Here is a 25,677-nt window from a genome sequence, read left to right on the forward strand (position 1 = left end):
GCCGAAACTGCCCGTTTTCGTGCAACAGCTCCAAAGTAAAAGAAAAATCGGCTACCGCGCTTATAGCTTGGTGGCTGCTGTTAACAAGGGCGACAAGTCACCTTGGCCACCACCAGCTCTATGTACAGCGGAAAAACGTACCAGGTACATCCAAGCCCCGGCCTAGAAACTGGGCCGAAGACGTAAAGGGCCCCCCACTTTTGCGTCAGCAAACGAAGGATAAACGCATGTCTAAATGGAAGTCATTTCTGCCCTTGGTGATCATTTTTCTGGTCGGAGTAGGTTCGTATAATGTCGCTGACTCGCTAAGAAGGGAGTTCCGACCAGATAGCATGGCCGTAGGCTGCGCGATCCTTGCTGCGGTTTTCTTCATCTACAAAGTATGGTCTGGGCGTCCGACTGCCAAGCAGTCCGAAGGTTGAGGAAACTTCCCGTCAAGGAACACTACAGCCCCTTGATTGGGGCTAAGCCCGTAAGAGGCACCGGGAAGGCCGGTGGACATGAAGGAAAATGAAAGCATGAAAGCTCGTACCATTATCGCCACCTCCGCGTTCGCCATGCTGATGACAGCGCCGGTGTTTGCGGCTTCGCCAAGCAACGTTTTTCTCTCCGGTACGGTGTTCAAAGGCAATGAGGTAATCACTACTTTTGCCACCCCAATCGTGCTCGGCGGCACATTACCGGTGAAGGACCAAGACTCTAATGTTGTTGATGGGATCAACACTGTACGGCTCGCATTAACTCCAGAGTTGTCCACCGAAAACCGTGTGACGGTATCCATCGTGGCAAATTGGAGTGCGGGTGCTCCATCGAAGTCGGTGGCTGGAGGAATGCTTAACGAGAAGGTTGAATTGGCTCAAGGAGAATCCAAGACCATTCCTTTTGGTGACTGCGGATATGCAGATGACAAGAAATCCAGCTGTAATTACAAACTGGTTTTAAGTGCAAGCTTGCAACCTTAGCGGAAAACTCGGCTCAGGTAGGAAGCACTAAAACGTTCATGGAGTGTAGAAAGAGTTGAATATTACGGAATGGGCTTCGCTTCTGGCTGTCGGAGGCGTATTAGCAATTGGTGGATTTTGGGTAGTCAACACCGTCGGTGACGCCATAGACCTGACAATACGAGAGCGACGTTTCCACAAAGACCTTCTAAAGGCGATTAAGCACAGTCAACCCTCTTGGCAAGGGGTCTGCGCTATTGCAGCGATCCACGGTATTCCAAAAAAAAATGCAATCAGAATAGTCAGGGTTTTGCGAAATGAAGTGGTCGTGGGTCGGGACAATGGAAGCGCGTTGAAACTTCACAGTAAGCTGCTCGATGAGTACATTGCTGATTATGAGGCAGAGGAACCTTTTGAAGGTTTGCCAAGTAACACTCGTTCATCACTTGAGCGTCTACGTAAGGATTTGGGATCAAGTACGGATGCGCTGCATTCGGTTACAGATCATTTCAGAGAATTACTCGAATTTCACAATACGAAAAATCGTAGACAACGTTTTTATACGTTCGGTGGTTTTTTGGTCGGTGTCGCGGGTTTTGTTTATGGGGTCTTTATTTCTGTTTATCCGTTTTCGCAACCTGTGGAACCGTCCACGGCTTTAAATGAGCTAAGGCCTTATGCAGCACCTCAAGCTCCGAGCTTGCAGCCGCCCTCCCATAGGAACGAATGACACAAAAGTAGCGATCTTTTAACGGAAAATCCGCCCTGGTACATTTCAAGCCTCGCCGTCGAACGCGGGGCTATGGGCTGCATCGGAAAGCGTTCATAGCCAAATCGAGATGGCCAGGGACAGTCATTGAGCGCTTTACCATTGCAGCTACGACAAGAAGGAAAAGCCGCCGGACCAATACACCTGTCTTTTCAGAGGCTAGCGGTACTGGTGTCAGGCACTGATATATATGCGTTGGAAGCTGGCCGCTAGGCAATCCATTCAAGCACTCCTTCCGTGTGATTACCTGATCGTAGTGAGATGCGACCCTACTCGCTAGCATGAATGACTGCTTCTGGCCGATTCTTGCCTGCCATGAGAGCAGAAAACGGCCAACCCGTGTCTTATCCACTCACGTGACCGAAACGATGTACTTCGGGAGAATGATCCATGGGTGTGTATGACTCTGCACCTTGGAGACATGATGGATTATTCTAAAAAGGTGCTCCTTGCCCCGGCGATACCGGAAATTCATCATCGGGGGCGCTGTGGGTGTTGGTATGCGTGCGGGGTTCAATCCCATCATCGTCATAAGCCTTGAGCTAGGCTGATGTGGTCACTACTGAATTTGCCAATCACCCTCAAGAAGCTCATGCATGGAAGACATTCCAAACTCCTTAGCCACCACTGCTGATTCGTCGGAGGACACCATTACTCGGGAGTCTCTTTACGAACAGGCTTGGTCTACACCCATGACCAAAATAGCTGAGCGGTATGGCGTTTCCTCCAGTTACCTAGCACGCATTTTTACCAACCTTAATATACCCCGCCCTCCGGTGGGATATTGGGCCCAAGTGGGTGTAGGGAAGCGTAAAACGCCGCCGGCACTCCCTGAGGCCCAACCAGGTGCGCTCGTTGCCTGGAGCAGGAATGGAGCGCCTGAGCAAATCTCCCGATCTCTTCCAAAAGCCCCTGTAAGGAGCCGCGGTAAGCTGGCTGATCGCCTTGCACTACTTCCTCGTCGGCATCCGCTATTGATAGACATCGAGGAGCATTTTAAGAAAGCCCACGAAACAGATGAAGGTTACCTTCGTCCATCGAAACGCTCCATGGCAGACCTGATAGTAAGCCGCTCTGGAGTAAGCCATGCCGTCGACTTTGCTAATCAGCTGTACTTGGCGTTCATGGGAAAAGGCTTCGCGGTTGCGCTGTCCGATCCAACCTCGCATATAGGTCGCGCTTCCGTAGACCATCGAGAGCAAGAGTCTAAGAGGTACGTGCACCCTGCCCTATGGCGACCCCAACGGCCTTCGGTGGTTCACATAGGGACCGTCGTTTTTGGCCTGTCCATCTATGAGATCAGCGAATACGTTCACGTTAAGCGACCGGATAAAAAATACATCAGGGTGGCGGATCTGCCGGTGACTAAACGGCGTTCCGATTACCGAGATGGTTGGATGATGAGCGCGGATATGCCGACGGGCAGTAACCGTCCGGCCAAGTCATCTACCCAGCCCCGCAAAGCCAAGACATGGTGTGCACTTAAATTTAAGTGGGCACCAGTTCTAGCCTTTTAAGCGGGTATTTCATGCAGCCAACACGCCGTTCCTATTCCAAGTCCTTCAAGGCCCAGGTCATTCAAGAGTGTGCACAGCCCGGCGCTTCGATTGCCAGCGTCGCGCTCGGCCATAGCCTCAACGCAAACCTCGTCCACAAATGGATTCGGCTGCAAGCGCAGAAAAGCCCGGCGCTCCCACCTGCATTTATTCCGTTAGCCATGCCGCTGGCCGGGGCAAACTCCCATCCAGCATCATCGAATATCTGCGTTGAAATACAGCACCCGCGCGGCACCATCAAAGTGAACTGGCCAACTGAAAGTGCTGCCGCCTGTGCGACTTTTCTTCGAGACCTTTTGCGATGATTCGCATCGACTCCATCTGGCTCGCCACCGAACCGATGGACATGCGCGCAGGCACCGAAACGGCGTTAGCCAAGGTGATCGCAGTGTTCGGTGCGGCGCAGCCGCACTGCGCTTATCTGTTCGCCAACCGCCGCGCCAATCGCATGAAAGTGCTGGTGCATGACGGCTTCGGAATATGGCTGGCGGCGCGCCGGTTGAACCAAGGCAAGTTCCACTGGCCTGGCATTCGCCATGGTTCTGAGATGGAACTGGATGCCGAGCAACTTCAGGCATTGGTGCTGGGTCTGCCATGGCAACGCGCAGGTTCTGAAGGCTCGATCACACTGCTTTAACGGCTGCCATTAGCCTATCGGTCTATCGTCGCGAATTGCCTGCTCTGGCAAAATCGGCCCCATGACTTCGCTACCCAATCTCGATCACCTGCCCCCTGAACAACTGCGCGCCTTGGCGGCGCAGTTGATGCAGCGTGTCGAAACGCTCGACCACCAGGTCGACACGCTGGGCAAGACGGTAGAGACGATGGGTAAAACCGTTGAGACGATGGGCAAGAAGATCAACCGCGATCAGACGGTGATCGAGAAGCTGACCCACGAGATCGCCCAGCTCAAGCGTTTGAAGTTTGCCAAGCGCAGCGAGCAGATGAATTCTGAGCAGGCCAGTTTGCTCGATGACCTGATCGATACCGATATCGCAGCGATTGAAGCAGAGCTTCAGGCCTTGCAGACAGTGCCAGCGGCGACCGAGAAAAAGCAGAAACCCAAGCGCACTGCATTACCGGCTGAGTTTCCACGCACACTGATCCATCACGAACCGGACAACACTCACTGCCCATGCGGCTGCGCCCTCAAGCGCATCGGTGAGGACGTTAGCGAGAAGCTGGACTACATGCCCGGCGTGTTCACCGTCGAACGCCATGTCCGTGGCAAGTGGGTCTGCGATGACTGCGAAACGCTGATCCAGGCACCGGTTCCGGCGCAGGTTATTGATAAGGGCATCCCGACTGCGGGCCTACTTGCACACGTCATGATTGCCAAGTTTGCTGACCATCTGCCGCTTTACCGTCAGGAATCGATCTTCGGTCGAGCAGGCTTGGCGATTCCACGTTCAACATTGGCTCAATGGGTTGGCGTGACGGGCGTGCAGTTGCAGCCTCTGGTCGACGCGCTGCGCGACGTAGTGCTTGGGCAACAAGTCATCCACGCCGATGAAACACCGGTGCAGATGCTCATGCCGGGAACAAAGAAAACTCACCGTTCCTATGTGTGGGCCTACGCCACCAGCCAGTTCTCGGACTTGGCAGCGGTGGTTTATGACTTCAGTCCCAGCCGTGCCGGTGAGCATGCTCGCAACTTCCTGCAAGACTGGAGGGGCAAGCTGGTCTGCGACGATTTTGGCGGCTACAAGGCCAGCTTTGAACTCGGCGTGACCGAGATTGGGTGCATGGCCCATGCACGGCGCAAGTTCTTCGAACTGCACGCTACGAATAAAAGCACGCTCGCCGAGCAAGCCCTGCGCTATATCCAGTTGTTGTACGAAATCGAAAGAGAAGTCCGCGACCTGGAGCCGGATTTAAGGCGCCGAATACGGCAAGAAAAAGCCGTCCCAGTGATGAATATGCTGCATGCCTGGATGATCGCCCAGCGTGACCTCGTGCCCGAAGGCTCGGCCATCAGCAGAGCACTCGATTACAGCCTGAAACGCTGGGCAGCGCTGTCGCGCTACCTTGGTGACGGGGCCGTACCCATAGATAACAACTGGTGTGAGAACCAGATCCGCCCTTGGGCTCTTGGACGTAAAAATTGGCTCTTCGCAGGGTCGCTGCGCAGCGGAAAACGTGCGGCAGCGATCATGAGTTTGATCCAGTCTGCGCGGCTGAATGGGCATGATCCGTATGCTTACTTGAAAGATGTACTCACACGCCTGCCGACGCAGCGGGCGAATGAAATCGATCAGTTGTTGCCGCATAAGTGGCAACCGGTTTAATCACGCAGGGCGTGATGGCCGGACGCATAGGCTTGGTTGCCGCATTCGGGTCAATCAGCGCGTTCGCAGCTGTAGCTTTCTCTGTGAGGTTCGGGTCGGTGGCAACCGGTTTAGTTACGAAAGACGGGATGCCCGGACGCATACATAGAAACCACTGCAAAACCCTGGAAACCAAAGTGGAAACCAGCGTCTGGCAACCATGACTTTTGATAACAGGCGAGCGCCCATGGTTCGCCCTTGGCTTTCACGCATGGCTGAGTGCGAGGAGCTAGCTTTACACCGCAGCTCCGAGGACGACCGCGAGGCCCGGAACTCCGGGCGCCGCGGTGGCAGATCAGCTAGCCAATCTGGACAATCGGCCCAGTGGGCCCAGTCGGATGATTCGGAGGAAAAGGTCCGTATGTGAGCGAGACAAGGCTCAAGGTATTCGTGAAGGTCTCAGTGCCGCGCCCGCTCGACACCGAGGTGCTCCACCGGACTTGAGAGTATCCAGAAGAGGCAGGAATACACGTGTCCGTTCCGCCGGGCTTAACCGCTTTACAAGTGAACTCCATGATCTGTTTCCCCTCGAAAACTTGGTTGTTCCACCAACGCACGTTCGCGATTACGTTGGATGAAGCATCTATCACGTCCTCCAGTTTTATGGTGAACGTCGCAGATTCAATTGGGAAGGTCGTGTCGTTGTGCAAGATTGGTGCGGAGGAGAAAAGCTCTTGCCTGTTCTGGTTGATCTGCAATGCGGCGGGCAAATCCAAGGTGATCCGGATTCCGTTTTGGGTGAACAGCGTGAAGGTTTGGGCCGGCGCTTGATCTAATTGCTGGCTTTTTTCTTGGGTTGACTGAGACATCTTAATTTCCTTATTCATTCCGTATTTACTGAAATTCTCAAAGAGAATTTCTCCCTGTTACGCGGTTCCAAACCATGGAAACGCGTCATGATTAAAGTTCGGTCAATCCACTCTGTCAAACTCCTGCCCGGGTCGAGTCAGTGGGTCCGGCCAAGTCATCTAGCCCGCTCTGCGAAGCAAGGACATGGCGCGCACTTAAAATAGATGTCCACCATCGCCCTAAGCGTTGGATCAGGAAGGTGTGTTGGCCGGACGCTTACGACGGGCAGACTTTGCTTGCAGGTGTATTCACCGTACTACGGCGTGGACTGGATTCAACGCTGGACTGAGAACAAGCCTGGAGACTTGGTCAGCAAAATTCCAAGCGTAGTGAAGTCACTGAAAGCCGAAGCTCCCATTCTCGCCGGTAAGGTTGAGATCGAGCGAGTGCGGAGCGAACAGGAACGCCATCGGCATGAGTTGCAGATGGAAGAATGGAGAAGAAAGGAAACCGAGAAGCGTCGGCTGAAGGCGATTCAGGACAGCCGAGATAGTCTTGAAGCGGTCATTCAGACCTGGGCGAAGGTGAACAGCATTCGTTCTTTCTTCGACGACATAGCGCTCAGCGCCGACCGTCTTGGTCCGGAGCAGCGACAAAGCGTATTAGATCGGTTGGAAAAAGCGAAGGATCTGATCGGTGACTTGGACGCGCTCAAGCATTTTGAGGGTTGGGAACCTCCGGAACTCTAGGAGTCTCCATCACTGGTTTGTACGCGGGAGTGTCATGCTCTGCGCGCGTGCATGATATTTCAAGATCCTTCCGTGTTCATCGACGACTTTTCGACTGGAATATCCCTCTTCTATAAAGCACCCGAGAGAAATGGGTTCTACGCTCCACCTCCTAAGCCCCGGCCCCCCAGAGTTAGGGCAAATCAGGAGAAAGTGAAATGCATGGACTGACCCAGATCCACATTCAGAATTTTCGGGCGTGTAAAAACGTTTCTTTATCCCTAGGCAGCTTCACCCCTCTGGTGGGGCAAAATAACGTTGGCAAATCCACGGTACTAGACGCAATCCGTATAGTTCTGGCGCCGAAAGCGTTCGCAAAAAATGATGCTTCTGACCCTGCGTTGCCAATAGTCCTCAGCGCCTGCATTTCTGGAATAACTCCGGAATTGATCGCGTTAATTCCAGAGCCAAGACACCGCCTAGCTATTGAACCCTATTGCGTTAATGGAGAGCTATGGATCCGCACCACCGGCACAGGCACCTCAAAGCCGGTTCAGGAGGTTTGGCAACCTGATGATAAGGATGCCAATGGCATTCCTACAACCTGGCGCGCATACCCGACAGGACTGCCGTCAGTTGTTTCTGCTCTGCTTCCTGAAGCGCTTCATATTCAAGCCATGGACGATGTGCCGGAGGATTTAGGAAAAGGAAAAGCTGGCAGCACTATTCGCGGGCTGCTCGATGAAATAATGACGCCAATCCTCACAGCACATGTCGAAGTCACGCAAGCCTTGGAAGCAGTTCGACGCATATTGACGGTTGATGGCGATCAGAGATCTCCTGTATTGGCAGGCTTTGACAATAGCGCTACCGCTGCCCTCGGAGAGTTCTTCCCAGGATTGCGCTTGGATTTAGATGTCCCCTCAATCGATGTAAAAGAATTCTTTAAATCGGGAGACCTACACGTTACCGACGAGGCGTCCGGTGACCGTCGACGATTTGATCAGGTGGGAAGTGGCGCACAACGAGCAATTCAGATGGCGCTCATTCGGTTGCTGGCGGATTTGCGCCAAGCCACCGCCCAGGGAATTTCTAGGCGGATGCTGCTGATTGATGAGCCGGAACTTTTCTTACACCCACAAGGAGTCCGCAAGCTTCGAGAAGCGCTTAAACAACTTTCAGTGGTGGGCTTTCAGGTTGTGTTCACTACCCACTCTCCCCTAATGCTCAGCAGGGATAACGCTCCAGATACAGTCATCGTTCGTAGGCATCCCGTTGATGGCTCTGTCGTCCGCGCACAGTTACGCGAAGCTGTTGCTGCTGCAATGGAGGAAGCTCAGGCTCAATCGCGAACTCTTTTCGAGTTAGGCAACGTTGCTGACATCTACTTCGCAGAGAAGGTAATTCTTTGTGAGGGTAAAACCGATCAGCGTCTGCTGCCGTTGGTGTACGAAAGGCTTTATGGATCGAGGCCAGAACTTGATCGCATCTGCTTTGTGGCGCTAGGCAGTTGCTCCAGCATCCCTAAAGGCGTTTCGGTGCTCTCAGCTATGGGTATCACCTGTGGAGTAATTGCAGACTTGGATTTTGCTTTCACACACGCCAGGAGTGGTGCCGAGTCTTGGTTATCAAAAGACGGTGAGGATATGGCCAAAGCAAGAAACGTGTTGGCCAGAATTGGAGCAGAGCAAGGTGTGCCGCTGGGTGGGAACGGTCTGCCCGTTAATACTGGTGGATTGAGAGCGGCGGATACCTGGGCGCTTTTCGCACAGGACGCGGATGGCCTCAAATTAGCGGAAGCAGTTCACCAAGAGCTTCTGGCCCGAACTACGTGGGTATGGCCTATCGGCTGTATCGAGGATGTATTCGGTATTCACGAAAAAGGCGAAGAAGCCATTCTTGAACAAGAGGATTTTCTACGTGGCGCTGATGGTGCATCAACTGAGGCAAGGGCGCCGTTGCTGAAGGCCTGCTTGGAATGGTTGAGAGCAATTTGATCGGCTAATGAGTAGATTTAAGGAGGCCACGTATCAGTGGCCTTACCAATAGAAGCATGCGCCACCCCTGCTCAAAATAGGACCTAGGCGGGCGCGGTGCCTGTCCTGAGAGCCTTGGGTAATTGCACAGATTTGCCCACCCGTTTGTATTCGACCTGACCAATCATTTGCATCAGATTTGACTAGCATGATTCGCGTACATGACGGGGCAGAAAACGACCCAATATAAACGGTGGCCATAGTCAGAGATCGGCCAAAAGCAGCCCCGCGAGACTGCTGCGAACTCAGGGGCTTTAGCCAGCCCCTATATGCCAAACGAACGACTTGAGCTGCTTGTTGAGTTCCGCAGTCTCCATTTGTTGGACGCTGCTCTGACATAGGTCCGATTGCTTCATCAACGTTACGCTGCGCCAGGTACTCTCTTGAATTGGCTTTGGCCAAATGCTGCTTGATCGTAAAATTGTTCGGTATTTAAGAGTAATTTATTACTTTTACTATCAATTGTGAAGGGCATATGTTCAAGAAAAGCATAGCGCTCTATCAACAGCTTGAAATTCCAGTATGTATCTTGAGGACTGGTGCAGTAGCAGTTTATAGCTAGAAGCTGAGTAATGTCATAGCTCAAGAAGGACCTAAGAATATTGCTGTACATTTTTTCGTTTTTTGCAAGTCCACAGTCTTTAATGGTGCTCTCATTGAAGCTTACTCCAATATGACTATCAGGCACATTTGTTGAAATAAACTTTAATGTTTGATACAAAACCCTGAAGTAGTGGCCGCACAAGCCGTTTTTCTCTTCAAGGGCATTTTTGGCTCCTGCTAAATCTGAGGCTGACCTTTCAAAAACAGCCTCCCTGACAATATCAATGTCCGATCTACCGTTAGTCCATTTGCCCGTTGATGCTGATATTTTCTCCAATGCTTTGTTGTGTTGATCTAGTAACGAAAAGAAGGTGCCTTCGAATTGCTGTTTTATTTGCGTTTTCGATTGTTCGGTTAGTGCCAATTCGGATTTTTCTTGAGCTAACGCTGAGCGCTCTAGTTCTTTCCTAGTAGACTCAAGTTCCTTGCTTTGCAGGACAATTGTTAGCAGGAGGGCAATTAGACCAAGAAAGCTTAGCAAGGGGTTCAGCGTGCCGCCTATAAAGTCGCCAAAAGTTCCCCAGTCGGCGTTCTGGCTGCTAAATTCCCCATTAAACTCCATAAAATAAAATGCGAAAACCACCCCTACAACTCCTGTTGCAAAGGCTAGTATCCATACTAACCATTTGAACAACAGCGCGGGTGTCAGAGCTTCAAATTTTTGTTCTAGATTCAGACGCGTCATATTTCCTCTTTAGGCATAACGAGCAAGCTAAGGATCGACTTCATACGACTCAAGCGAACGAAGGGAGTAATTTAAACCAATTGTTAAATTGATTACCAAAATACGGGCAAAATATTCGACGTAACTACTGTAATACCACTTTTCTTTCCATTGCAGCTTTCACAAAGCATTTGTAAATTAGTTGGGTCATTTACTCCATTTAGAGCTACAGGAACTATATGGTCAACTGCAAGCTTTCCATAAACATGATACAGGGATGTCAAGTCTGACTTGCAAATTGCACAAAGACCTTTCTCTCTACAAAATAGCGCCCGCTCTAACCATTTAGGCCAGTATGTACATCTAGGAGTTCTTTTTTCCAAGCTCATAGCAATCTTTAGATTGAAGGCCTTCATTGCTTCACGATCAGCGAAAAGCAGTGTGAAAACCTCCGTAACAATTAAAGACGTCAGACCATCCAGCGCTATATCTTCTAAATATTCTGATACATATTCATACTTATATTCCTCTATAAGCTCCTGTGTAACTGATACTGTTTCTCCAGTTTCATCATCCCGGAAGTGCTCTTCGATATACTGCGCAAGTGTTAGATATTGGATTTCGTGCGAGTTAAGCATAGAAAATATGGGACGCACATCATCGTAATCCCATCCACCACCACGAAAGTAAAAGTTCAAATCATCACGAACTACATAATCTATGTAATCATGCAAAATAGACCATTTTTGCGGCTTGGCGACTTGGCTTTCCAAATCGCTCGCTACATCTAATGGCTCAACCAAAAATTCACCTTCGAAAATAGCCTTCCTTACTTTGTCAGCGTAGGAATATGACTCGCTGAAATTAAAAGCATGACAGTTTTGAAGAATGTTACTCATCTTCGACACCATTTAAATATTTAGTAGATGACGCAATTTTTGGGATACGCCACTTGTGCATAATAACGTTCCTTGTTCATGTCTAACTCGTTGACCGGCCTGTGTGTCCTGTTTGCACGTGCGATTTAGAGGGGCGGTAAAAAAATATGACTTCTGCGCACATTACGGAGTCATTTGCATCATGTCTACGGTGTGATTCTGGCTGGCTCCTATCTGTCGCTATCGTCAGCTTTGGGTCGGCAACAGCCCTTCACGACAGGCACGAATCCACAGCCATAAGCGGTCCTTCAATATCGCTATATAGGCTTAAATTCAATTGGCAGCAGAGACAAACCTCAGCAGTGCCTCGGTTACGACGCCCGGCTGTTCCTCGGCGACCCAGTGACCCGAGCCTTCGACGTTGACCGCCTCGACGTTATTGGCGACGTTACGCAAGTGTTCGCCAATCATTGGCCCGAAACTGCCGGCACCGCCTAACCCTACGCTGGTTACCTTCAGCGAAGCTGGTAGAATCAGTCTGACATCAGGCTTGCGCGACCTGGATCAAGGACTGAGACATCAATGAATCTCGTTAAACAAGTAGAAATTGCATATTTTCGGTCAATTTATAAAGACCAACTGAACAACTGTACCGGCACCAATATTATTTTTGGAAGAAATGACGCTGGCAAAAGCAACGTTTTGCGAGCTTTGAACCTGTTCTTCAATAATGAAACAAATCCTAACCAAGTGTTTAGGTTTGAGCGCGACTTTTCTCATACGCGCCAGTCTGAAGCTACACCTGAGAAAGAAATAAAAAAATTCGTCTATGTGAAGGTGTGGTTTACACCCCCTGCCAACTGGCGTGCCTCATTGGGGGAGTCATTCTGGATCAAGAAGCAGTGGAGCGTCACAAACCAAGAAACTCCTAAGTTTTACTCTTCAATTTCAGAACCTCGACTCCAGCAATATTTAACAAGATTTCTTAATAAAATTCAGTTCCACTACATACCAGCGATCAAAGATAGGAAAATATTTGAAAGGCTTCAAGCGGAGATCTACAAAGTAATTTCAGAGCATGATGAATTTTCCGGCTCGCTGAAAAATTTCACAGATGCTCTGCGAAATAGAACAGAAAAGCTTACGGAAGGCCTGTTAGCATCTCTTGGTATCAATAGTTCCGTTTCTACACCACGCGATCTTACTGATCTATTTAGATCGCTCGACTTCGAGACCAGGTCTGACAACGGAGATTCATATAGTCTTACGTTACAGCGCGGTGACGGTATTCAAGTCCGGCACATCCCACAGATTCTTTCCTTCCTGTCGGATCAAAGCTCAAAGGAATTTCATATCTGGGGCTTCGAAGAGCCTGAGAATTCGCTTGAACTCGCAAATGCGATTGAAGAAGCGGAGACGTTTATGGCGCTGGGCCAATCGGATAATAAGCAGATTTTCCTGACTAGCCATAGCCCTGCGTTTTTCTCACTGAAAAATGATCAAGTGAGTAAATACTTTGTTTCTAAAACTCAGAAGTATGAAGGCCGCTTAAATTCTGTTATTCAGGAGCTAGATAGTGACTCGAAGCATCTCCCAGGCGAGCTGATGGGAGAAACTCCACATCTCCCTGTTATCAGTAGCTACCTGCGAGAAGCCCATGCCCAAATCGAAAAGTCAAAAGTAGATCGAACGGCTCTAGAGCAGGAACTGCTACAGCGCAACACGTCCATCGTATTTGTTGAGGGAGTGACTGATGCAGCAGTTTTCGAGAAGGCTTGGGAGCTTTTCGTCGGCGGCCACATGCCATTCATTTTCGAGTCTGGTGGTGGCACAACGAAAATGCATGCATTGGCTAAGAACGGTCAGGTAATCAAAGCGTTGGCACCAGGACGAGCTGTTTTCGCGTTGGTCGATAATGACAAAGAGGGCCGCGAATTATATAGCACAGGCAAGCTTGGCGACGGCGGGGTATGGAAGCAAGACAACTCAAACAAAGTGTATTGGTGTCGCTTACCGTTTCTCGATGAATTGCGTCAGCTTATGGCTAAATGCAAAGTTGACAAGTCCGCCTGGCCCGGCTGCCTTGAAAACCTTTTCTCCGCAGAGGTGAAGCATAAAGCGGTTCAAGCAGGGGTCCTGGCAGTTACAAAGGCACCACACAGCGAATTCCTAAGTGATCACTACGCCAAAATAACTGACTATTTGCATGACAGAGATGATCATCTGCATTACCACATTCTTAGCCCGGTTCCGGAAAACAAGGACACTTTCGCGGAATGGGTGGTCGAGCAAGCAAATGAGACTCCTGAAATTCTTGAACCTCTCCGAGAAACCATGACCGGCCTCCGCGATATCTTGGATTTGATAAGAGCAGAAGCCGAGCTGGCTGAAGAGGAGAATTGAGCAAGTTCGAAATGGACGAATTCTAACGACCTTACCTACTTCGCAGAAAAGAACCAGAAGGGGCTGAATCGCCCCTGATTTCCTAGACGCTTTTGACTGGCTGCTTTTGGCCCGAGTTTCTGCCTGACACGAACGCTGGTTTTGGGCCCACTCGTTTGTCACGACTGACGGAAATCGACCAAAGCAGTCGACCTGGCCCGTCGATGTACAGACACTACTCGCTAGTCGCCTGCCGCTGTTCGTCCACTTAATAGCGCTCGCTGACAATTCCAAAACCTAACCCTTCGAGCACCTCGTTCAGGGCCCCTACTATGCGTGATTCAGCTCGGAGTTCTCCGGTGGTATAAGACAGTGCTATTGCGATTTTTAAGTGATCATCACTTAAACTCATCGGATCAAACGGCCATATCTGAAGCACTGAGATACTCGCGTCGTTGAAATGATATTTTTCGACTCGGCCAGCTGTCTTCTCTAATACTGCCCATGTCTTTAGAGATATACCAACCGTTTTTTGACGCTTATCTGCCAGCATTGTTATTTGATCTAGATAGCTGTCACCAACAAAAGTTGGGGTTTCAATCACGACATCGCGGACATAGATATCCATGATTCGGGGTGATGATACGAAGTTTTTAACTAGATCGAAATCGATCAAGCCAAGTTTTCTTTCGTAAGAAAGCTCCGAATATAAATAATCTAACAGGTAGGGGTGATCAGCCGACACATACGTCATAGATCTATGTGCTCATCGCATCTTGGGAAATGATAGTGCATTCGACGATTTTTTACGTTTCTACCGCATATCTCGCATACATGAACAGATAGGGCTTCTGCCATATTTATTGCACCATGAACAAAGTCGTCTCCTCCACGATAATATATCCGTAGCGTTCCTTTTTTTTCTTTCACCTCCTCAATGATCACGGAGCCACATCCAGGTGAGATTTCACTTCGTACTGTAACCAGTGCAAAGGCATGCCGGAGGAGGTTAAACCAGCCGTCATTGCATTCGACCCCCCAGAACATTTTGCCATTGATCAGAGGTGCGCTAGGAAAGAGGGTAGGATTTTCTTTGCACAATTGTTCATCAAGGTCAGGACTCACTGACGCCCACCTTTGGTGGGCCAAACCACTGTTCCTTTTTCTGCGGCTAGTCGTGCGAACGCTGCGGGATACAGGTCACCATTTTTTAGTTGGTAGCAGTACCGCTCACTAGCCTCAGAAGGCAAGCACATGATCTGTTGAATTGGCTGCATCCGCCACTCATCGGACCCGTTCATCCAGCTAGGTGAGACGAGTTGGATAGACGCCACATATGTGTCTGCGGTATCAGACCGTATTAGCCCCAACAGGCACAGCATGGAGGGGATCAAATACTGTTGTTGGCAGATCTCGTCCGTTTCTCCGTTCTGTACGCAGTTGAGCGTTACATAGAACCACCTGTCATTCGCTGACAGCATCACAAACGCCCAGCGAGAGGTGTCTCGCTGGATGAAGGGAGACGCTGGTATACGAGCCGCCTCGTAGGTTTCGAACATGTTTAATCAGCCATTAACGTGGGATGTGAACTATAGTTCATAGAAATACAGATCACAACCGGGCTTCATCGTCCCTTTTGACGGGACGACGTAATGGAGCTAAATCCAGCCTTCGCTGAAGCCTTGCGTGAGCTGCGCATACGCAAGGGAAAGACTCAGGACCAGTTTGCGTCGGTAATGAGTCGTGAGTACGTAAGCATGCTGGAGCATGGGAAAAAATCCCCGACGCTTGAGAAGGTGGACGGGCTAGCTTCTGTGCTTGGAGTACATGCCGTCAGCCTTATGGTGAGCTGCTACATGAAAAAGGAAGGAATTGAGAGTTTGAGCGAGATGTTCGCCTTGGTGGAAAGGGATCTCACCAGTGCCCGATGAGCATTAACCTGTGAGTAGCAACCTATTCTGGATATTAATGCTCGCCGCCTCACGGAACCTCGTTCAATCTACGGTTCCTGACGCCGTTTATCATCGCCGCTAGGGCATTCGTTCATCCTACAACTCCATGCTCGATGCGACCGATATGGGCTTTAACCAGGTTGATGCCAACATGGGTAGTCAGAAGGGCTGCTGGCTGAATTTGATTCAAAGCCGTCGCGGGCGTACGGAGCCACATTATTGCGGAACTCACATCGCCCTCGAAAAGGCTAAGAGAGTCCCGAAAAACTTCAGCAATTCGATATAGGAGATCACTTTCAGTACGGCTCATCTGTCCTGATTTGCTCCACCGACGCCGCATGCTGAGTTTTATCGATAGCATTTCAGCCAATGCGCCTTCCCGAAGCCCTAGAAGAGTTGCCATTCGAAAGAAAAATACGGCTGATAGTCCGACGTGAATTGCCTTCCAGAGCCCTGGCCCACTTTCGTAAAAAGCCATCTCTCTCCAAAACGTCTCGGCAGGTAGTACCTTAGGTTTGCGCGTGTCTTCAAGCTGCCTCATTGGTCATACGCTCGTATTGATGATCCTCTCTACCAATAGACGATAGCGGCACGGAGAAGCAATCTCCAAGCGTTCATCTCGGAGCTGTTCATCACTGATATGGAGAGGCTCTCAGACGTTCTCATACACATCCAGTGTCGCTGCTGGCCCATAAACGGTTCATGGAGGCACACCCTGTCCGAACGAATATTGATTGGGTATCAGTGCTGGAAGCGAACCTCAGAAGCATCTGAACGCCTGACAACTTGGCACACTGCACGTGTCATACAGCAAATTTCCGGAATTCGATCGCAAGGTATTGAAGGTTTTAAGGGAGCCGCTGGAATCCGGCCACATCGTGATTTCCCGCGCCAAGGATCGCGTGAGGTTTCCGGCACGCTTTCAATTGGTGGCCGCGATGAACCCGTGTCCCTGTGGATATCTTGGCGAACCCAGCGGCAAATGCAGTTGTACACCGGACATGGTCCAGCGTTATCGCAACAAATTGTCGGGGCCGCTGCTGGATCGGATCGACCTGCACCTGACCGTCGCTCGGGAAGCCACGGCGTTGAACCCTGCGCTCAAACCCGGTGATGACACCGCAACTGCTGCGGTACTGGTCGCCGACGCCCGGGAGCGTCAAAACAAACGCCAAGGCTGTGCCAACGCATTCCTTGATTTGCCAGGGCTGCGTCGGCACTGCAAGTTATCCACAACCGATGAAGCGTGGCTGGAAACTGCTTGCGAGCGTTTGACCTTGTCACTCCGGTCGGCCCACCGACTGCTCAAGGTTGCCCGCACGCTGGCAGACCTTGAACAGATCGATGGCATCACCCGCGAACATCTGGCGGAGGCATTACAGTATCGGCCAAGCACAAACTGACAAGAATCATTCTTTAGTGAGATCAACCAACGGCGTTTGTCGCACCTCAGTCGCCCGCCCACCCTGAATCTCATTCACCCGCTGCATCGCTTTATCCACAGCCCCTTTATCCGCCAGCAAACTGTAATGGATCTGAAACTGCCTCTGCTCTTTCACCCCAATCATCGGCACCAATCCAATCGGCCGCTGATACCGTCGGTTGTAGGAAAAACTCGTCCCCGGCTCCAACCCGGTCACATACCCCTGCCCTTGCGTATCCGTGTTCTTCCACAACGAAAACACCGGCAACTGCTGGGTATTAAAACCAACCGACACCCCAAGGCTCCCAGCCTTGTTGTGCAGCACGGTCAACGTGTCGCCCTTGGCATCGCCATAAGGCACGACGTTGTAAACCGTCTCGTCGTAGTCCTTGGTCGGCGCGCGGTAAGTCTGCCAATCCGGCAAATCCCCTTTGGCCTTTTCGTTGAACGGCGACACCTGTTTAACCGGCGCCACAAACCGCGCGCCCTGCTCCAGGAATGGCGTGCTGAAGTTGCTGTGGTAAAGCGCCTGGTATTCCTTCGGATAGTCGCCGTTGTTGGTCAATGTGTCGTTCAGGGCGAACGCTACGCTGCCGGGTTCAGTGACCAACTCGGTCACCACCGAGAAATCGACTTTCTTGAACGCCTGCTCTTTCAGCTCGCCGCGCAGGCTGATGGCGTAAGGCGGTTTTTCGTCGATGTGCAGGGTGACTTTGCTGGCCGGGATGTTGGCGGCGCGGCCGTGCAGGGTCAGGAGTTCGCCGTTATCCATGCCGGGGTGGCCGACCCATTCGTAGCCGCAGCGGGCGACCAGTTCGTTGAAGCCTTCGAGCCAACCCAGGCCACCGCGGCCGTTGAGTTCGATGAAGGACGGATTGACCACGTCCTTGACCGGCGAATCCCAGCCCATGCGCACATCGCCGACCGATGCCTGCAAGACGTTCATCCCGCGAGTCGGCACCACCGAGAGTTTCATTGTGCCGTTATCGATGTCGACGATGCTGACGCCCTCCTGCCGGCCACCGTGCAAGGTGCGCAGGGTCACGGAGAAAGGTTTGTCGGTTTTCACGCCGAGTTGCTGGCTGGTGATCTGCCAGTTCTGGGCGGCCTTGTCGGTGTCGAGCAGCACGTAATCCCAGGCCATGGCGTGAGAGGCAGTGGTCAGCGCGCCGAGGGCGATGGCGAGTTTAAGCGGGGTCATGAGGGAAGCCTTTCTTGGAGTTGTGCGTTTTTTATAGCGCTGATGAAACGTTTCAGCAAGATTAAAAAATGCACACGCGCCAACCGTCCCTCGCAAATACTCAACGACCCCAAGCAACGCCCGCTTTGTTACGCTAATCTCATACGGTTTTGGCCTAACGGCTGATTGACGGCGACATCATTATGACATTAAGGTCGCCAGCTAATTGCAGGAGCAAGAACAGGCACTTTTGCCTGTCATTTGCGCAACGGATCATATGGAGTTTGGATGCGCGGGGCACTATTACGCAGCGGTAAGAGCGGGTCATTCACAGCCCTGGGCGAAACAGGTCAACCGGTCTACCGGGCTGCCCTGCAGTTGCGCGAAGCCATTCGCCGCAAGAACCCCGACATGGTCGATCACCTGGCCATTCCTCAAAGCGACGAACTCGGCAACCAGATCGATTGGTACAGCGGTCTCGACGGCGATGTAATCCCGTGGAGCAGCGCGACCGAAGAAGAACGCGCACCGGCCCGTCGCCAACTTGAAGCGCTGAAGACTGCGCTCGATGAATTGAGCCAGCGTTTCCTGGGCACGGATTCGGGCGAACAGCAGCAAGGCGACAAAGCCGTGTTCGGCAAGCTGCTCAAGCGCGTCATTCATTTCCCTGACGAAAACTTCGTCTACCTGGTGCAAGGCAAACCGGTGCTGACCTTCTGGGGTTTCGAGCACGCCGGTACCGGCAATCGCGATCCCCTGCACTGCCTTTATCAGGTTCCGCCCGTATTTACGCTGCCTCCTGTGGTCGAAGAACCGGTTGTGGCGCCTGTCGTGCCGGTAGTGGCTCGCCCTTGGTGGCGTCGTTGGTGGTGGCTGTTGCTGCTGCCGTTCCTGTTGCTGCTGTTGTGGCTGTTGCTCGGCTTGCGCGGTTGCGTGCCGATTCCATTGGTGGCGGTGGACTTGCTGCCTGAGGGCATCGTGCCAGTGGAAAACCAGCTGGAAGAGCCGCAACTGACCGGCAATGTGACAACGCTGAATGGCGTTCCCGTGACCGGCACCGTCGCAGGCTCCACCACTGGCGCAGCCGTGACCGGCACTCATGGCGTGGAAGCTCCAGCCGTGACCGGTAACGAAGCTGATGCCGCAAACGCCGACGTCACCCAAGACCCGGCCGCCGAATCACCAACCGCGCCAACTACGCCAACCGCGCCACCCGAAAACAAAACCGAGACGCCTGCCGTCACACCGCCCGACGCGGCAAAATCCGCCGCCACAAAACCGGGCCCGCCCCTGAGCATTCCACCTGACGCCGCCGACGGTGCCGCCAAGTTCCTCGACGGCCAGTACCGCGCCGGCGCCGGCATCCAGGATCGCCGGACCGGCAAGCCGCTGCGTCTGGAATACCAGTTGAAGGACGGTAAAGGCGAAGTCACCGTGCACCAGGCCGACGGCTCGAAATGCAGCGGCCCGGTTACCGCCACCATGAAGGGCGGCAGCCTCGCCATCGACAGCCAGGGCCAAGCCGTGTGCGGCGATGGCAGCACTTACGACATGCCCAAGGTCAACTGCCGCAAAGGGGCGACCACGGTCGCGGACTGCACCGGCGGTTACGGAAAAGATCAATTCCCCATGTCCATGCGGCAGATGGGCGAATAAGACTGGAATAACCCGACATGTTGCCTGAAGTCACCCAATTCGAAGACACCGTCACGCTCGTCAGTGACACCGGTATCCAGTTCATGGATTTCGCCCTGCGCCTGGATCCCCGCAAGGAACCGGCGGGCGAGTTCGCGCCGATGATCAGCGGGCTGATCTGCCGCCTGATGTACAACGAAGAGAAAGACTTCTACTTCTACGAGCCCGAACCGGAAAAGGTCGAGAAGGCCAGACCGGCGTTCAGCGTCGACATGAAAAGCAGCCTCGAGCTGCTGGACGGTGTCTGGCTGCCGACGCCGTTTTTCCGTTTCATGCCGCCGCACCGTTTCGACGAAGGTCCCACCAACTGGTCGCGCATGCGCCTGGTGAAACTCGCGACGCCGGACATCGACGGCAATACTCATCGCCTGACGATGGCGTTCGACAGCCGCGTCATGCCCAAGCGTGATGGCACCGCCTACCTGGCGCCGAACGAAGAAGACATCAGCTCCGGCGTGTCCTTCAAACTGGCGACCAAGGCCAGCGAAACCCGCTGGTTCCTGGCCCAGCCGTGGGTCAACGAATGGCTGCTCGAAGTATTCAACGAGGGCAACGCCCATCGTTCGCGCGAAGAGCTCGACATCGACATCCGCGCCAACCACCACCTGGCGCACTACCTCAACCTGCTGAGCCTGTTGAGCACGCCGTCAGCGGCGGCGCAGTCGACCGCCAGGCCGAAGGTGGAAATCCCTGAATTGAAAGTGGTCGCCAACGACAGCAATGGCCTGGTCAAACCGATTCCGGTGGACCTGGTGCTGGACGTCGGTAACTCGCGCACTTGCGGCATCCTGATCGAGAACCACGGTCAGGCCGGCTCCGGGTTGAAGCAGAATTACGTGCTGGAACTGCGCGACCTGATCACCCCTGAACACACCTACAACCTGCCATTCGAAAGCCGCGTCGAATTCGCCCAGGCGTATTTCGGCAAGGATCATTGCTCGGTCAAAAGCGGCCGCCACGATGCGTTCCAGTGGGCGACGATTGCCCGGGTCGGCAATGAGGCAAGCCGTTTGGCCAGCCGCCGTCGTGGCACCGAAGGCTCGACTGGCCTGTCCAGCCCGAAACGATACCTGTGGGACGAAAACGCCTACGGCCACGGCTGGCGCTTCAACTGCTCCTACATCAAGACCGACAGCGAGCCGTACGCCACCGCCGCGCCGTTCTCGCACCTGATCAATGAAACCGGCGAGGCGCTTTACAGCCTCGAAGAAGACGATCGCCTGCCGGTGTTCATGCCGCGTTACTCGCGCAGCTCGCTGATGACCTTCATGCTCGCCGAGGTGCTGGCCCAGGCGCTGTCGCAGATCAACAGCCCGGCCCAGCGCTCGCGCCAGGGTCACACCCGCGTGCCGCGCCAGCTCAACAGCATCACCCTGACCGTGCCGCCGGGCATGCCCCAGGCCGAGCGCAGCATTCTCAACGAACGCATGCAGCAGGCCATCGGCCTGGTGTGGAAAAGCCTCGGCTGGCACGCCGGCGAGGAAGATCCGCATCAGGATCAGGCCGTCAGCCCGCGCACGCCGATCCCGAGCATCCGCGTGGAATGGGACGAAGCTTCGTGCGGCCAGTTGGTGTACCTGTACACCGAGGTCAACGAGAACTTCGCCGGTCACCCGGAAGAGTTTTTCGACACCATCGCCCGGCCGGACAAAGCAGACCGTGAACGCATTACCCTGGCGACCATCGACATCGGCGGCGGCACCACGGACCTGGTGATCACTGACTATCGCCTCGACCGCGCCGGCAACACCGGCAGCGGCAGCAACGTGCACATCGTGCCCGAGCAGCGGTTTCGCGATGGCTTCAAAGTGGCCGGCGACGACATCCTGCTGGACGTGATTCAGGACTTCGTCCTGCCGAGCTTCGAGAAAGCCTTGCAGAACGCTGGCGTCAAAGCCCCGGATTCGCTGATGTCACGGCTGTGCGGCGATGAATCGGTCAGCGCCCAGGACATGATCCTGCGCCAGCAATTGAACCTGCAGGTGTTCGCACCGCTGGGCCTGGCGTTGCTCAAGGCCTACGAGCATTACGACCCGCAAGTCCCGCAGGAAGTCAGCCCGCAAAGCTACCGTCAGTTGCTGGGCGACAACGCGATCAGCCAGACCGTGCTCGACTACGTCAACGCCGCCGTGCGCCGCGATGTTGGCGGCCAGAGCGGTTTCGACCTGTACGAAGCGCTGATCGGCTTCGACCTGCAAAAGCTCCACGCCGCGTTCCTCAACGACCAGATCAACATCACCAAGATCCTTGGCGCGCTCTGTGAAGTGGTCGCCCACTACCCGTGTGACGTTCTGCTGCTGACCGGCCGCCCTTCGCGCCTGCCGGGCATCCAGGCGTTCATTCGCAAAGTGCTGCCGCTGCCACCGGGCCGCATCTTGGCGCTGCAAAACTACCGCACCGGCGGCTGGTATCCGTTCCACAAGAACGGCCGGATCGACGACCCGAAAAGTACCGCTTCGGTGGGCGCCATGCTGTGCCTGTTGTGCGCCAACCACAGCGTGCCGAACTTCTACTTCCGCTCTTCGGCGCTCAAGCCATATTCGACGGTCAAGCACATCGGCGTCATCGACCTGAACAACGTGATCAAGGATGCCGACGTGCTGTACCGCGACATCCAGTCCGAAGACTACAAAATCAAGCTGCCGGAAATCGGCACAGGCGATGATGCCGACACGCCGCAACTGGAAATGCGCGGCGATCTGCGCCTCGGTTTCCGCCAGTTGGCGGCCGATCGCTGGGCCGCTTCGCCGCTGTACACCCTGCGGTTTACCAAGGCCGGTCGGGAGAAGTTCTCCCGCGCGATTGGGGAAAACGGCAGCGCGCCGCTGCTCAAGGTGCGCTTCGAAGTAAAATCGGCCGACAAATACACGCGCAAGCAGGATCTGGTCAGCGACCGCCTCTCGGTACGCGACATCGAATCCAACAGTAACAACGTCAACTTCAACCCGCGCAGCGACCTCGAGCTGGAACTCAACACCATGCTCGACGCCGGCCTGAGCGAGACCAAGTACTGGCTCGACAGTGGAAGTGTGAAACGCAAATGAATGACCTGACCCCCGAACAAACTCAGCTTTCAGCCAGTTGGGCCGCTGTTTATGAAGGTGCCGGTCAGGCGCTGGAATGGATTGGCCAGACGCGCGGCAACGCGCCACGCCTGGACAGCGAAGCCGACAGCCTGAACATCCGCCTGCACCGCGCCCGCAACCTGGCCCACAGCCTGGGTCGCGTGGCCTGCACGCCGATGACCATTGGCTTTTTCGGCCTGTCTCAGGCTGGTAAGTCCTATCTGATTTCGGCCCTCGCGGCCGGTCAGAACGGCAAACTGGAGACCGATTTCGGTGGCCAGCGCCTGGACTTCATCAAGCACATCAACCCGGTGGGTGGCGGCAAGGAAGCCACCGGCCTGGTGACGCGCTTCAGCCGCCGCGCCACGCCGAGCCAGGATCCGCAGTTCCCGGTCGAACTGACGCTGTTCAAGGAAATCGAGCTGGCGAAGATTCTCGCCAACTCCTGGTTCAAGGACTTCGACCTTGAACGGATCTCCTACGAGATCGACGAAGAGCGCATCCAGCGCGTGCTGAAACCATTCGAAGGCCGCGAAACCGGGCCACTGCAACCGGGCGTCAGCGCCGATGATCTGGTGTCTCTGTGGGATTACCTGCGGGACAACTTCCGCAACTCCGTGAAGAAGCTTGAGCACCTGTATTGGCCGACAGCGTTGCAACTGGCGCCGCGCCTGAATTTCCAGGAACGTGCCGAGCTGTTTTCGATCCTTTGGGGTGAGCAGAGCGAGCTGACGCGTGTGTACCAGCAACTGGCCGGCGCGCTGCACAAGCTCGGCTTGCCCGAGACCGTGTTCGCGCCATTAAAGGCCTTGGTGAGTTTCGAAAACGACACCTACAGCCAGCGCGACAGCATCATGAACGTCGACATCCTCGAGCGCTTCGGCAGCCCGCGGGACTTGCCGATCGACGTGCGGCCTCAGGTCGAAGGACGCCTGCAAAACAGTCAGGGCATCCCGGTCGCGCAACTGGCGGCACTGACGGCCGAGATGACCTTTGGCCTGATCGAAGCCCCAGCGGACGACATCGTCAACCAGGTCGACTTGCTGGACTTCCCCGGTTATCGCGGACGTAAAAAACTGCACGAGATCGCCAATTCCAGCGACCCGGAATCCGCCACCAAGGACAACTCCGTCTCGCAGCTGATCCTGCGCGGCAAGGTTGCTTACCTGTTCGAACGCTACACCGACAACCAAGAAATGAACGCGCTGGTGGTCTGCACCGGTTCGACCAAACAGAGCGATGTCAACGACGTCGGCCCGGTGCTCACGCGCTGGATTGAAAAAACCCAGGGCGCCGACGCAGCCGCTCGCAGCAAGCGCGACACCGGCCTGATCTGGGCGTTGACCATGCTCGACCTGCGCATCACCAACTCCCTGAGCCTGACGCCTGATCAGTACGACGAGAGCTGGAACGGCATGGTCAAGCTGACCATGCTCGAGCGCTTCGGCAGCCTGAGCTGGATGAACGACTGGGCCGGCACGCCGTTCCAGAACACCTTCCTGGTGCGCAAACCGCGCATGGATGCGGCGTTCATCGTGCAAGACGCCAGCGGCGCCGAAACCGGCCTCAACGTGAGCTATCAGGAGCGCGTCGACGCCCTGGGCGCAAGCTTTGCCGGCAACGAACTGGTGTGCAAACACATCAACAATCCCGCCAACGCCTGGAAAGAAATGCTGCGCAACGATGACGGTGGCATCAGCCACTTCAGCGGCAGTTTCAAGGGTGTGGCCAAGATCGAATTCAAACTGCAGCGCATCCGCGAACAGTTGAGCGAATGCCTCGAAGGCTTGACCACTCACGGCTTGAGCACCTGGTATCACGCCGACGGTGACGGTGCTGCAGCCGCCAAGAAAGCCCAGGCGCAGATGATTCTGACCGGCCTGGGCCGTCGCCCGGCCGTGCTCGGCGAGTTCATTGATGAGCTCGACATGCCGAGCGAATCGGTGCGCGACCTGTACCTCAGCGGTGTGTACGAAACCGATGACGCACCTGCCGCCAGCGATGAGCCTGCCGCGCCGACACCGAGCCAGAGCCTGTACGGCAATGACGCCGGTTTCGACTTCGATTTCGGCGACGACCTGAGCCACGAAGCACCGGTCAGCAGTAAAACCAACACCCCGGCGCCGGAACTGCAAAGCAACGAACACCGCTTTGCCAAAGCCGCGTTCAAGGCCTGGATTGCGCACCTGCGCGAGCTGACCACCCGGCAGAGCCTGCTCAACCTGTTGGGGTTGGAAAAGGCGTTGATCGAAGCCGTGGTCGACGAACTGATCACCGCCGGTTACCGCCAGGACCTGCCCGGCCAACTGAGCCGTGCGGTGCTCAAGCGTGCGCAAAGCGGCGCGCGACGCGATCAACTGGTCGAGCGCCAGGTGCTGGAAGTGCAACGCGTGCTGCGCGATTTCGTGTCCTGGTTCGGCTACCTGCAGAAACCGGTCAACGAGCGCCCGAACAGCCGCGCCGGTGCCAAGGCGCCGTTGTTCTCGTTCTACACCGACATCGGTCCGGGACAAGTGCCGGTACTGCCGCCGCAACCGGCGAACCAGGCGCAGCGCTATCTGGGCGACTGGCTTTCGGGTCTGGCCTACATCACGCAGGACAACGCCGGCCATGGTGCCGGTCGCGAAATCACCCCTGAACAGAATGAACGGCTGGGCCATGTGCTCACAGCCTTCACAGCGAGATAAGC

Annotated in this window: 18 protein-coding genes and 2 pseudogenes; 13 read left to right on the plus strand and 7 right to left on the minus strand. The window is 54.2% G+C overall.

Annotated features, from left to right (window positions below; translation table 11 throughout):
* Positions 1-518 precede the first annotated feature (518 nt).
* From DJ564_RS31735 to DJ564_RS31760, 5 genes are all read left to right on the plus strand, one after another.
* Positions 519-962, plus strand: coding sequence for a hypothetical protein (locus tag DJ564_RS31735; protein WP_109635866.1), 444 nt, complete (start codon positions 519-521; stop codon positions 960-962).
* A 55-nt stretch (positions 963-1,017) separates the two neighbouring features.
* On the plus strand, positions 1,018-1,671 hold the full coding sequence (locus DJ564_RS32125; RefSeq protein WP_162556258.1) for a hypothetical protein: 654 nt from the start codon (positions 1,018-1,020) through the stop codon (positions 1,669-1,671).
* Positions 1,672-3,238: 1,567 nt separating this feature from the next.
* Positions 3,239-3,571: a transposase gene (locus DJ564_RS31750; RefSeq protein WP_256597419.1), complete on the plus strand. Its 333-nt coding sequence runs from the start codon at positions 3,239-3,241 to the stop codon at positions 3,569-3,571.
* Positions 3,568-3,903 (plus strand): IS66 family insertion sequence element accessory protein TnpB, encoded by a 336-nt coding sequence (tnpB, locus tag DJ564_RS32635; protein ID WP_109629175.1) that lies wholly within the window; start codon positions 3,568-3,570, stop codon positions 3,901-3,903. Before DJ564_RS31750 ends, tnpB begins: the two co-directional genes overlap by 4 nt.
* Before the next feature lie 61 nt (positions 3,904-3,964).
* Positions 3,965-5,554, plus strand: a complete 1,590-nt coding sequence (locus DJ564_RS31760) for an IS66 family transposase (RefSeq protein ID WP_109629173.1) — start codon at positions 3,965-3,967, stop codon at positions 5,552-5,554.
* Positions 5,555-5,892: 338 nt separating this feature from the next.
* Here DJ564_RS31760 and DJ564_RS31765 read toward each other — a convergent pair whose 3' ends face one another.
* The gene (locus DJ564_RS31765; RefSeq protein ID WP_109629171.1) at positions 5,893-6,402 is read right to left on the minus strand and encodes a hypothetical protein; all 510 of its coding nucleotides are present in this window, start codon (positions 6,400-6,402) and stop codon (positions 5,893-5,895) included.
* A gap of 255 nt (positions 6,403-6,657) precedes the next feature.
* On the opposite strand from DJ564_RS31765, the pseudogene DJ564_RS31770 reads away from it, so the two are divergent.
* Together DJ564_RS31770 and DJ564_RS31775 are read left to right on the plus strand one after the other, a co-directional pair.
* Positions 6,658-7,131: pseudogene (locus tag DJ564_RS31770) on the plus strand (hypothetical protein); the annotation flags it as partial.
* Positions 7,132-7,328: 197 nt separating this feature from the next.
* Complete coding sequence (locus DJ564_RS31775; protein ID WP_109635867.1) at positions 7,329-9,107, plus strand: ATP-dependent endonuclease; 1,779 nt, start codon at positions 7,329-7,331, stop codon at positions 9,105-9,107.
* Positions 9,108-9,507: 400 nt separating this feature from the next.
* On the opposite strand, the gene DJ564_RS31780 is transcribed toward DJ564_RS31775, so the two are convergent.
* The 3 genes from DJ564_RS31780 to DJ564_RS31790 all read right to left on the minus strand — a co-directional run bounded on the left by DJ564_RS31780 (position 9,508) and on the right by DJ564_RS31790 (position 11,762).
* Entirely contained in the window at positions 9,508-10,434 is a 927-nt protein-coding gene (locus DJ564_RS31780) for a putative phage abortive infection protein (RefSeq protein ID WP_109635869.1), read from the minus strand.
* A 92-nt stretch (positions 10,435-10,526) separates the two neighbouring features.
* Positions 10,527-11,312 (minus strand): HNH endonuclease, encoded by a 786-nt coding sequence (locus tag DJ564_RS31785; RefSeq protein ID WP_162556259.1) that lies wholly within the window; start codon positions 11,310-11,312, stop codon positions 10,527-10,529.
* Positions 11,313-11,624: 312 nt separating this feature from the next.
* Positions 11,625-11,762 (minus strand): alpha/beta fold hydrolase, encoded by a 138-nt coding sequence (locus tag DJ564_RS31790; RefSeq protein WP_218277774.1) that lies wholly within the window; start codon positions 11,760-11,762, stop codon positions 11,625-11,627.
* Between the two features lie 111 nt (positions 11,763-11,873).
* Here DJ564_RS31790 and DJ564_RS31795 point away from each other — a divergent pair, with 111 nt between their 5' ends.
* A complete protein-coding gene (locus tag DJ564_RS31795) occupies positions 11,874-13,694 on the plus strand; it encodes an ATP-dependent endonuclease (RefSeq protein ID WP_109635872.1) in 1,821 nt (606 codons plus the stop codon).
* Between the two features lie 247 nt (positions 13,695-13,941).
* On the opposite strand, the gene DJ564_RS31800 is transcribed toward DJ564_RS31795, so the two are convergent.
* Positions 13,942-14,349 carry a hypothetical protein gene (locus DJ564_RS31800; protein WP_162556260.1) on the minus strand — a complete coding sequence of 136 codons (408 nt, stop codon included), beginning with the start codon at positions 14,347-14,349 and terminating at the stop codon, positions 13,942-13,944.
* Between the two features lie 976 nt (positions 14,350-15,325).
* Between DJ564_RS31800 and DJ564_RS31810 the strand changes: the two genes are divergently transcribed.
* Positions 15,326-15,604: a helix-turn-helix domain-containing protein gene (locus DJ564_RS31810; protein ID WP_109635877.1), complete on the plus strand. Its 279-nt coding sequence runs from the start codon at positions 15,326-15,328 to the stop codon at positions 15,602-15,604.
* 112 nt (positions 15,605-15,716) lie between these two features.
* Here the strand turns inward: DJ564_RS31810 and DJ564_RS33020 are convergent, their stop codons facing one another.
* Positions 15,717-16,166: an antitoxin Xre/MbcA/ParS toxin-binding domain-containing protein gene (locus DJ564_RS33020; RefSeq protein WP_109635879.1), complete on the minus strand. Its 450-nt coding sequence runs from the start codon at positions 16,164-16,166 to the stop codon at positions 15,717-15,719.
* Positions 16,167-16,437: 271 nt separating this feature from the next.
* Between DJ564_RS33020 and DJ564_RS31820 the strand changes: the two are divergent.
* Positions 16,438-17,028, plus strand: a pseudogene (locus tag DJ564_RS31820) (ATP-binding protein); the annotation flags it as partial.
* A gap of 6 nt (positions 17,029-17,034) precedes the next feature.
* On the opposite strand, the gene DJ564_RS31825 reads toward DJ564_RS31820, so the two are convergent.
* A complete protein-coding gene (locus DJ564_RS31825; protein WP_109635881.1) occupies positions 17,035-18,249 on the minus strand; it encodes an aldose 1-epimerase family protein in 1,215 nt (404 codons plus the stop codon).
* Positions 18,250-18,516: 267 nt separating this feature from the next.
* On the opposite strand from DJ564_RS31825, the gene DJ564_RS31830 reads away from it, so the two are divergent.
* The 3 genes from DJ564_RS31830 to DJ564_RS31840 are packed head-to-tail and all read left to right on the plus strand — an operon-like array spanning position 18,517 to position 25,675.
* A complete protein-coding gene (locus DJ564_RS31830; RefSeq protein ID WP_109635882.1) occupies positions 18,517-19,884 on the plus strand; it encodes an SrfA family protein in 1,368 nt (455 codons plus the stop codon).
* Between the two features lie 17 nt (positions 19,885-19,901).
* Complete coding sequence (locus tag DJ564_RS31835; RefSeq protein ID WP_109635884.1) at positions 19,902-22,967, plus strand: virulence factor SrfB; 3,066 nt, start codon at positions 19,902-19,904, stop codon at positions 22,965-22,967.
* On the plus strand, positions 22,964-25,675 hold the full coding sequence (locus DJ564_RS31840; RefSeq protein WP_109635885.1) for a putative virulence factor: 2,712 nt from the start codon (positions 22,964-22,966) through the stop codon (positions 25,673-25,675). Before DJ564_RS31835 ends, DJ564_RS31840 begins: the two co-directional genes overlap by 4 nt.
* Positions 25,676-25,677 lie beyond the last annotated feature (2 nt).

Source organism: Pseudomonas sp. 31-12, from assembly GCF_003151075.1.
GTDB lineage: Bacteria > Pseudomonadota > Gammaproteobacteria > Pseudomonadales > Pseudomonadaceae > Aquipseudomonas.

Coding starts and splice junctions, on each gene's coding strand:
- DJ564_RS31735 (WP_109635866.1), top strand. CDS start 519: ATGAAAGCTCGTACCATTATCGCCACCTCCGCGTTCGCCATGCTGATG.
- DJ564_RS31750 (WP_256597419.1), top strand. CDS start 3,239: ATGCAGCCAACACGCCGTTCCTATTCCAAGTCCTTCAAGGCCCAGGTC.
- tnpB (WP_109629175.1), top strand. CDS start 3,568: ATGATTCGCATCGACTCCATCTGGCTCGCCACCGAACCGATGGACATG.
- DJ564_RS31760 (WP_109629173.1), top strand. CDS start 3,965: ATGACTTCGCTACCCAATCTCGATCACCTGCCCCCTGAACAACTGCGC.
- DJ564_RS31765 (WP_109629171.1), bottom strand. CDS start 6,402: ATGTCTCAGTCAACCCAAGAAAAAAGCCAGCAATTAGATCAAGCGCCG.
- DJ564_RS31775 (WP_109635867.1), top strand. CDS start 7,329: ATGCATGGACTGACCCAGATCCACATTCAGAATTTTCGGGCGTGTAAA.
- DJ564_RS31780 (WP_109635869.1), bottom strand. CDS start 10,434: ATGACGCGTCTGAATCTAGAACAAAAATTTGAAGCTCTGACACCCGCG.
- DJ564_RS31785 (WP_162556259.1), bottom strand. CDS start 11,312: ATGAGTAACATTCTTCAAAACTGTCATGCTTTTAATTTCAGCGAGTCA.
- DJ564_RS31790 (WP_218277774.1), bottom strand. CDS start 11,762: ATGATTGGCGAACACTTGCGTAACGTCGCCAATAACGTCGAGGCGGTC.
- DJ564_RS31795 (WP_109635872.1), top strand. CDS start 11,874: ATGAATCTCGTTAAACAAGTAGAAATTGCATATTTTCGGTCAATTTAT.
- DJ564_RS31810 (WP_109635877.1), top strand. CDS start 15,326: ATGGAGCTAAATCCAGCCTTCGCTGAAGCCTTGCGTGAGCTGCGCATA.
- DJ564_RS33020 (WP_109635879.1), bottom strand. CDS start 16,166: ATGAGGCAGCTTGAAGACACGCGCAAACCTAAGGTACTACCTGCCGAG.
- DJ564_RS31825 (WP_109635881.1), bottom strand. CDS start 18,249: ATGACCCCGCTTAAACTCGCCATCGCCCTCGGCGCGCTGACCACTGCC.
- DJ564_RS31830 (WP_109635882.1), top strand. CDS start 18,517: ATGCGCGGGGCACTATTACGCAGCGGTAAGAGCGGGTCATTCACAGCC.
- DJ564_RS31835 (WP_109635884.1), top strand. CDS start 19,902: ATGTTGCCTGAAGTCACCCAATTCGAAGACACCGTCACGCTCGTCAGT.
- DJ564_RS31840 (WP_109635885.1), top strand. CDS start 22,964: ATGAATGACCTGACCCCCGAACAAACTCAGCTTTCAGCCAGTTGGGCC.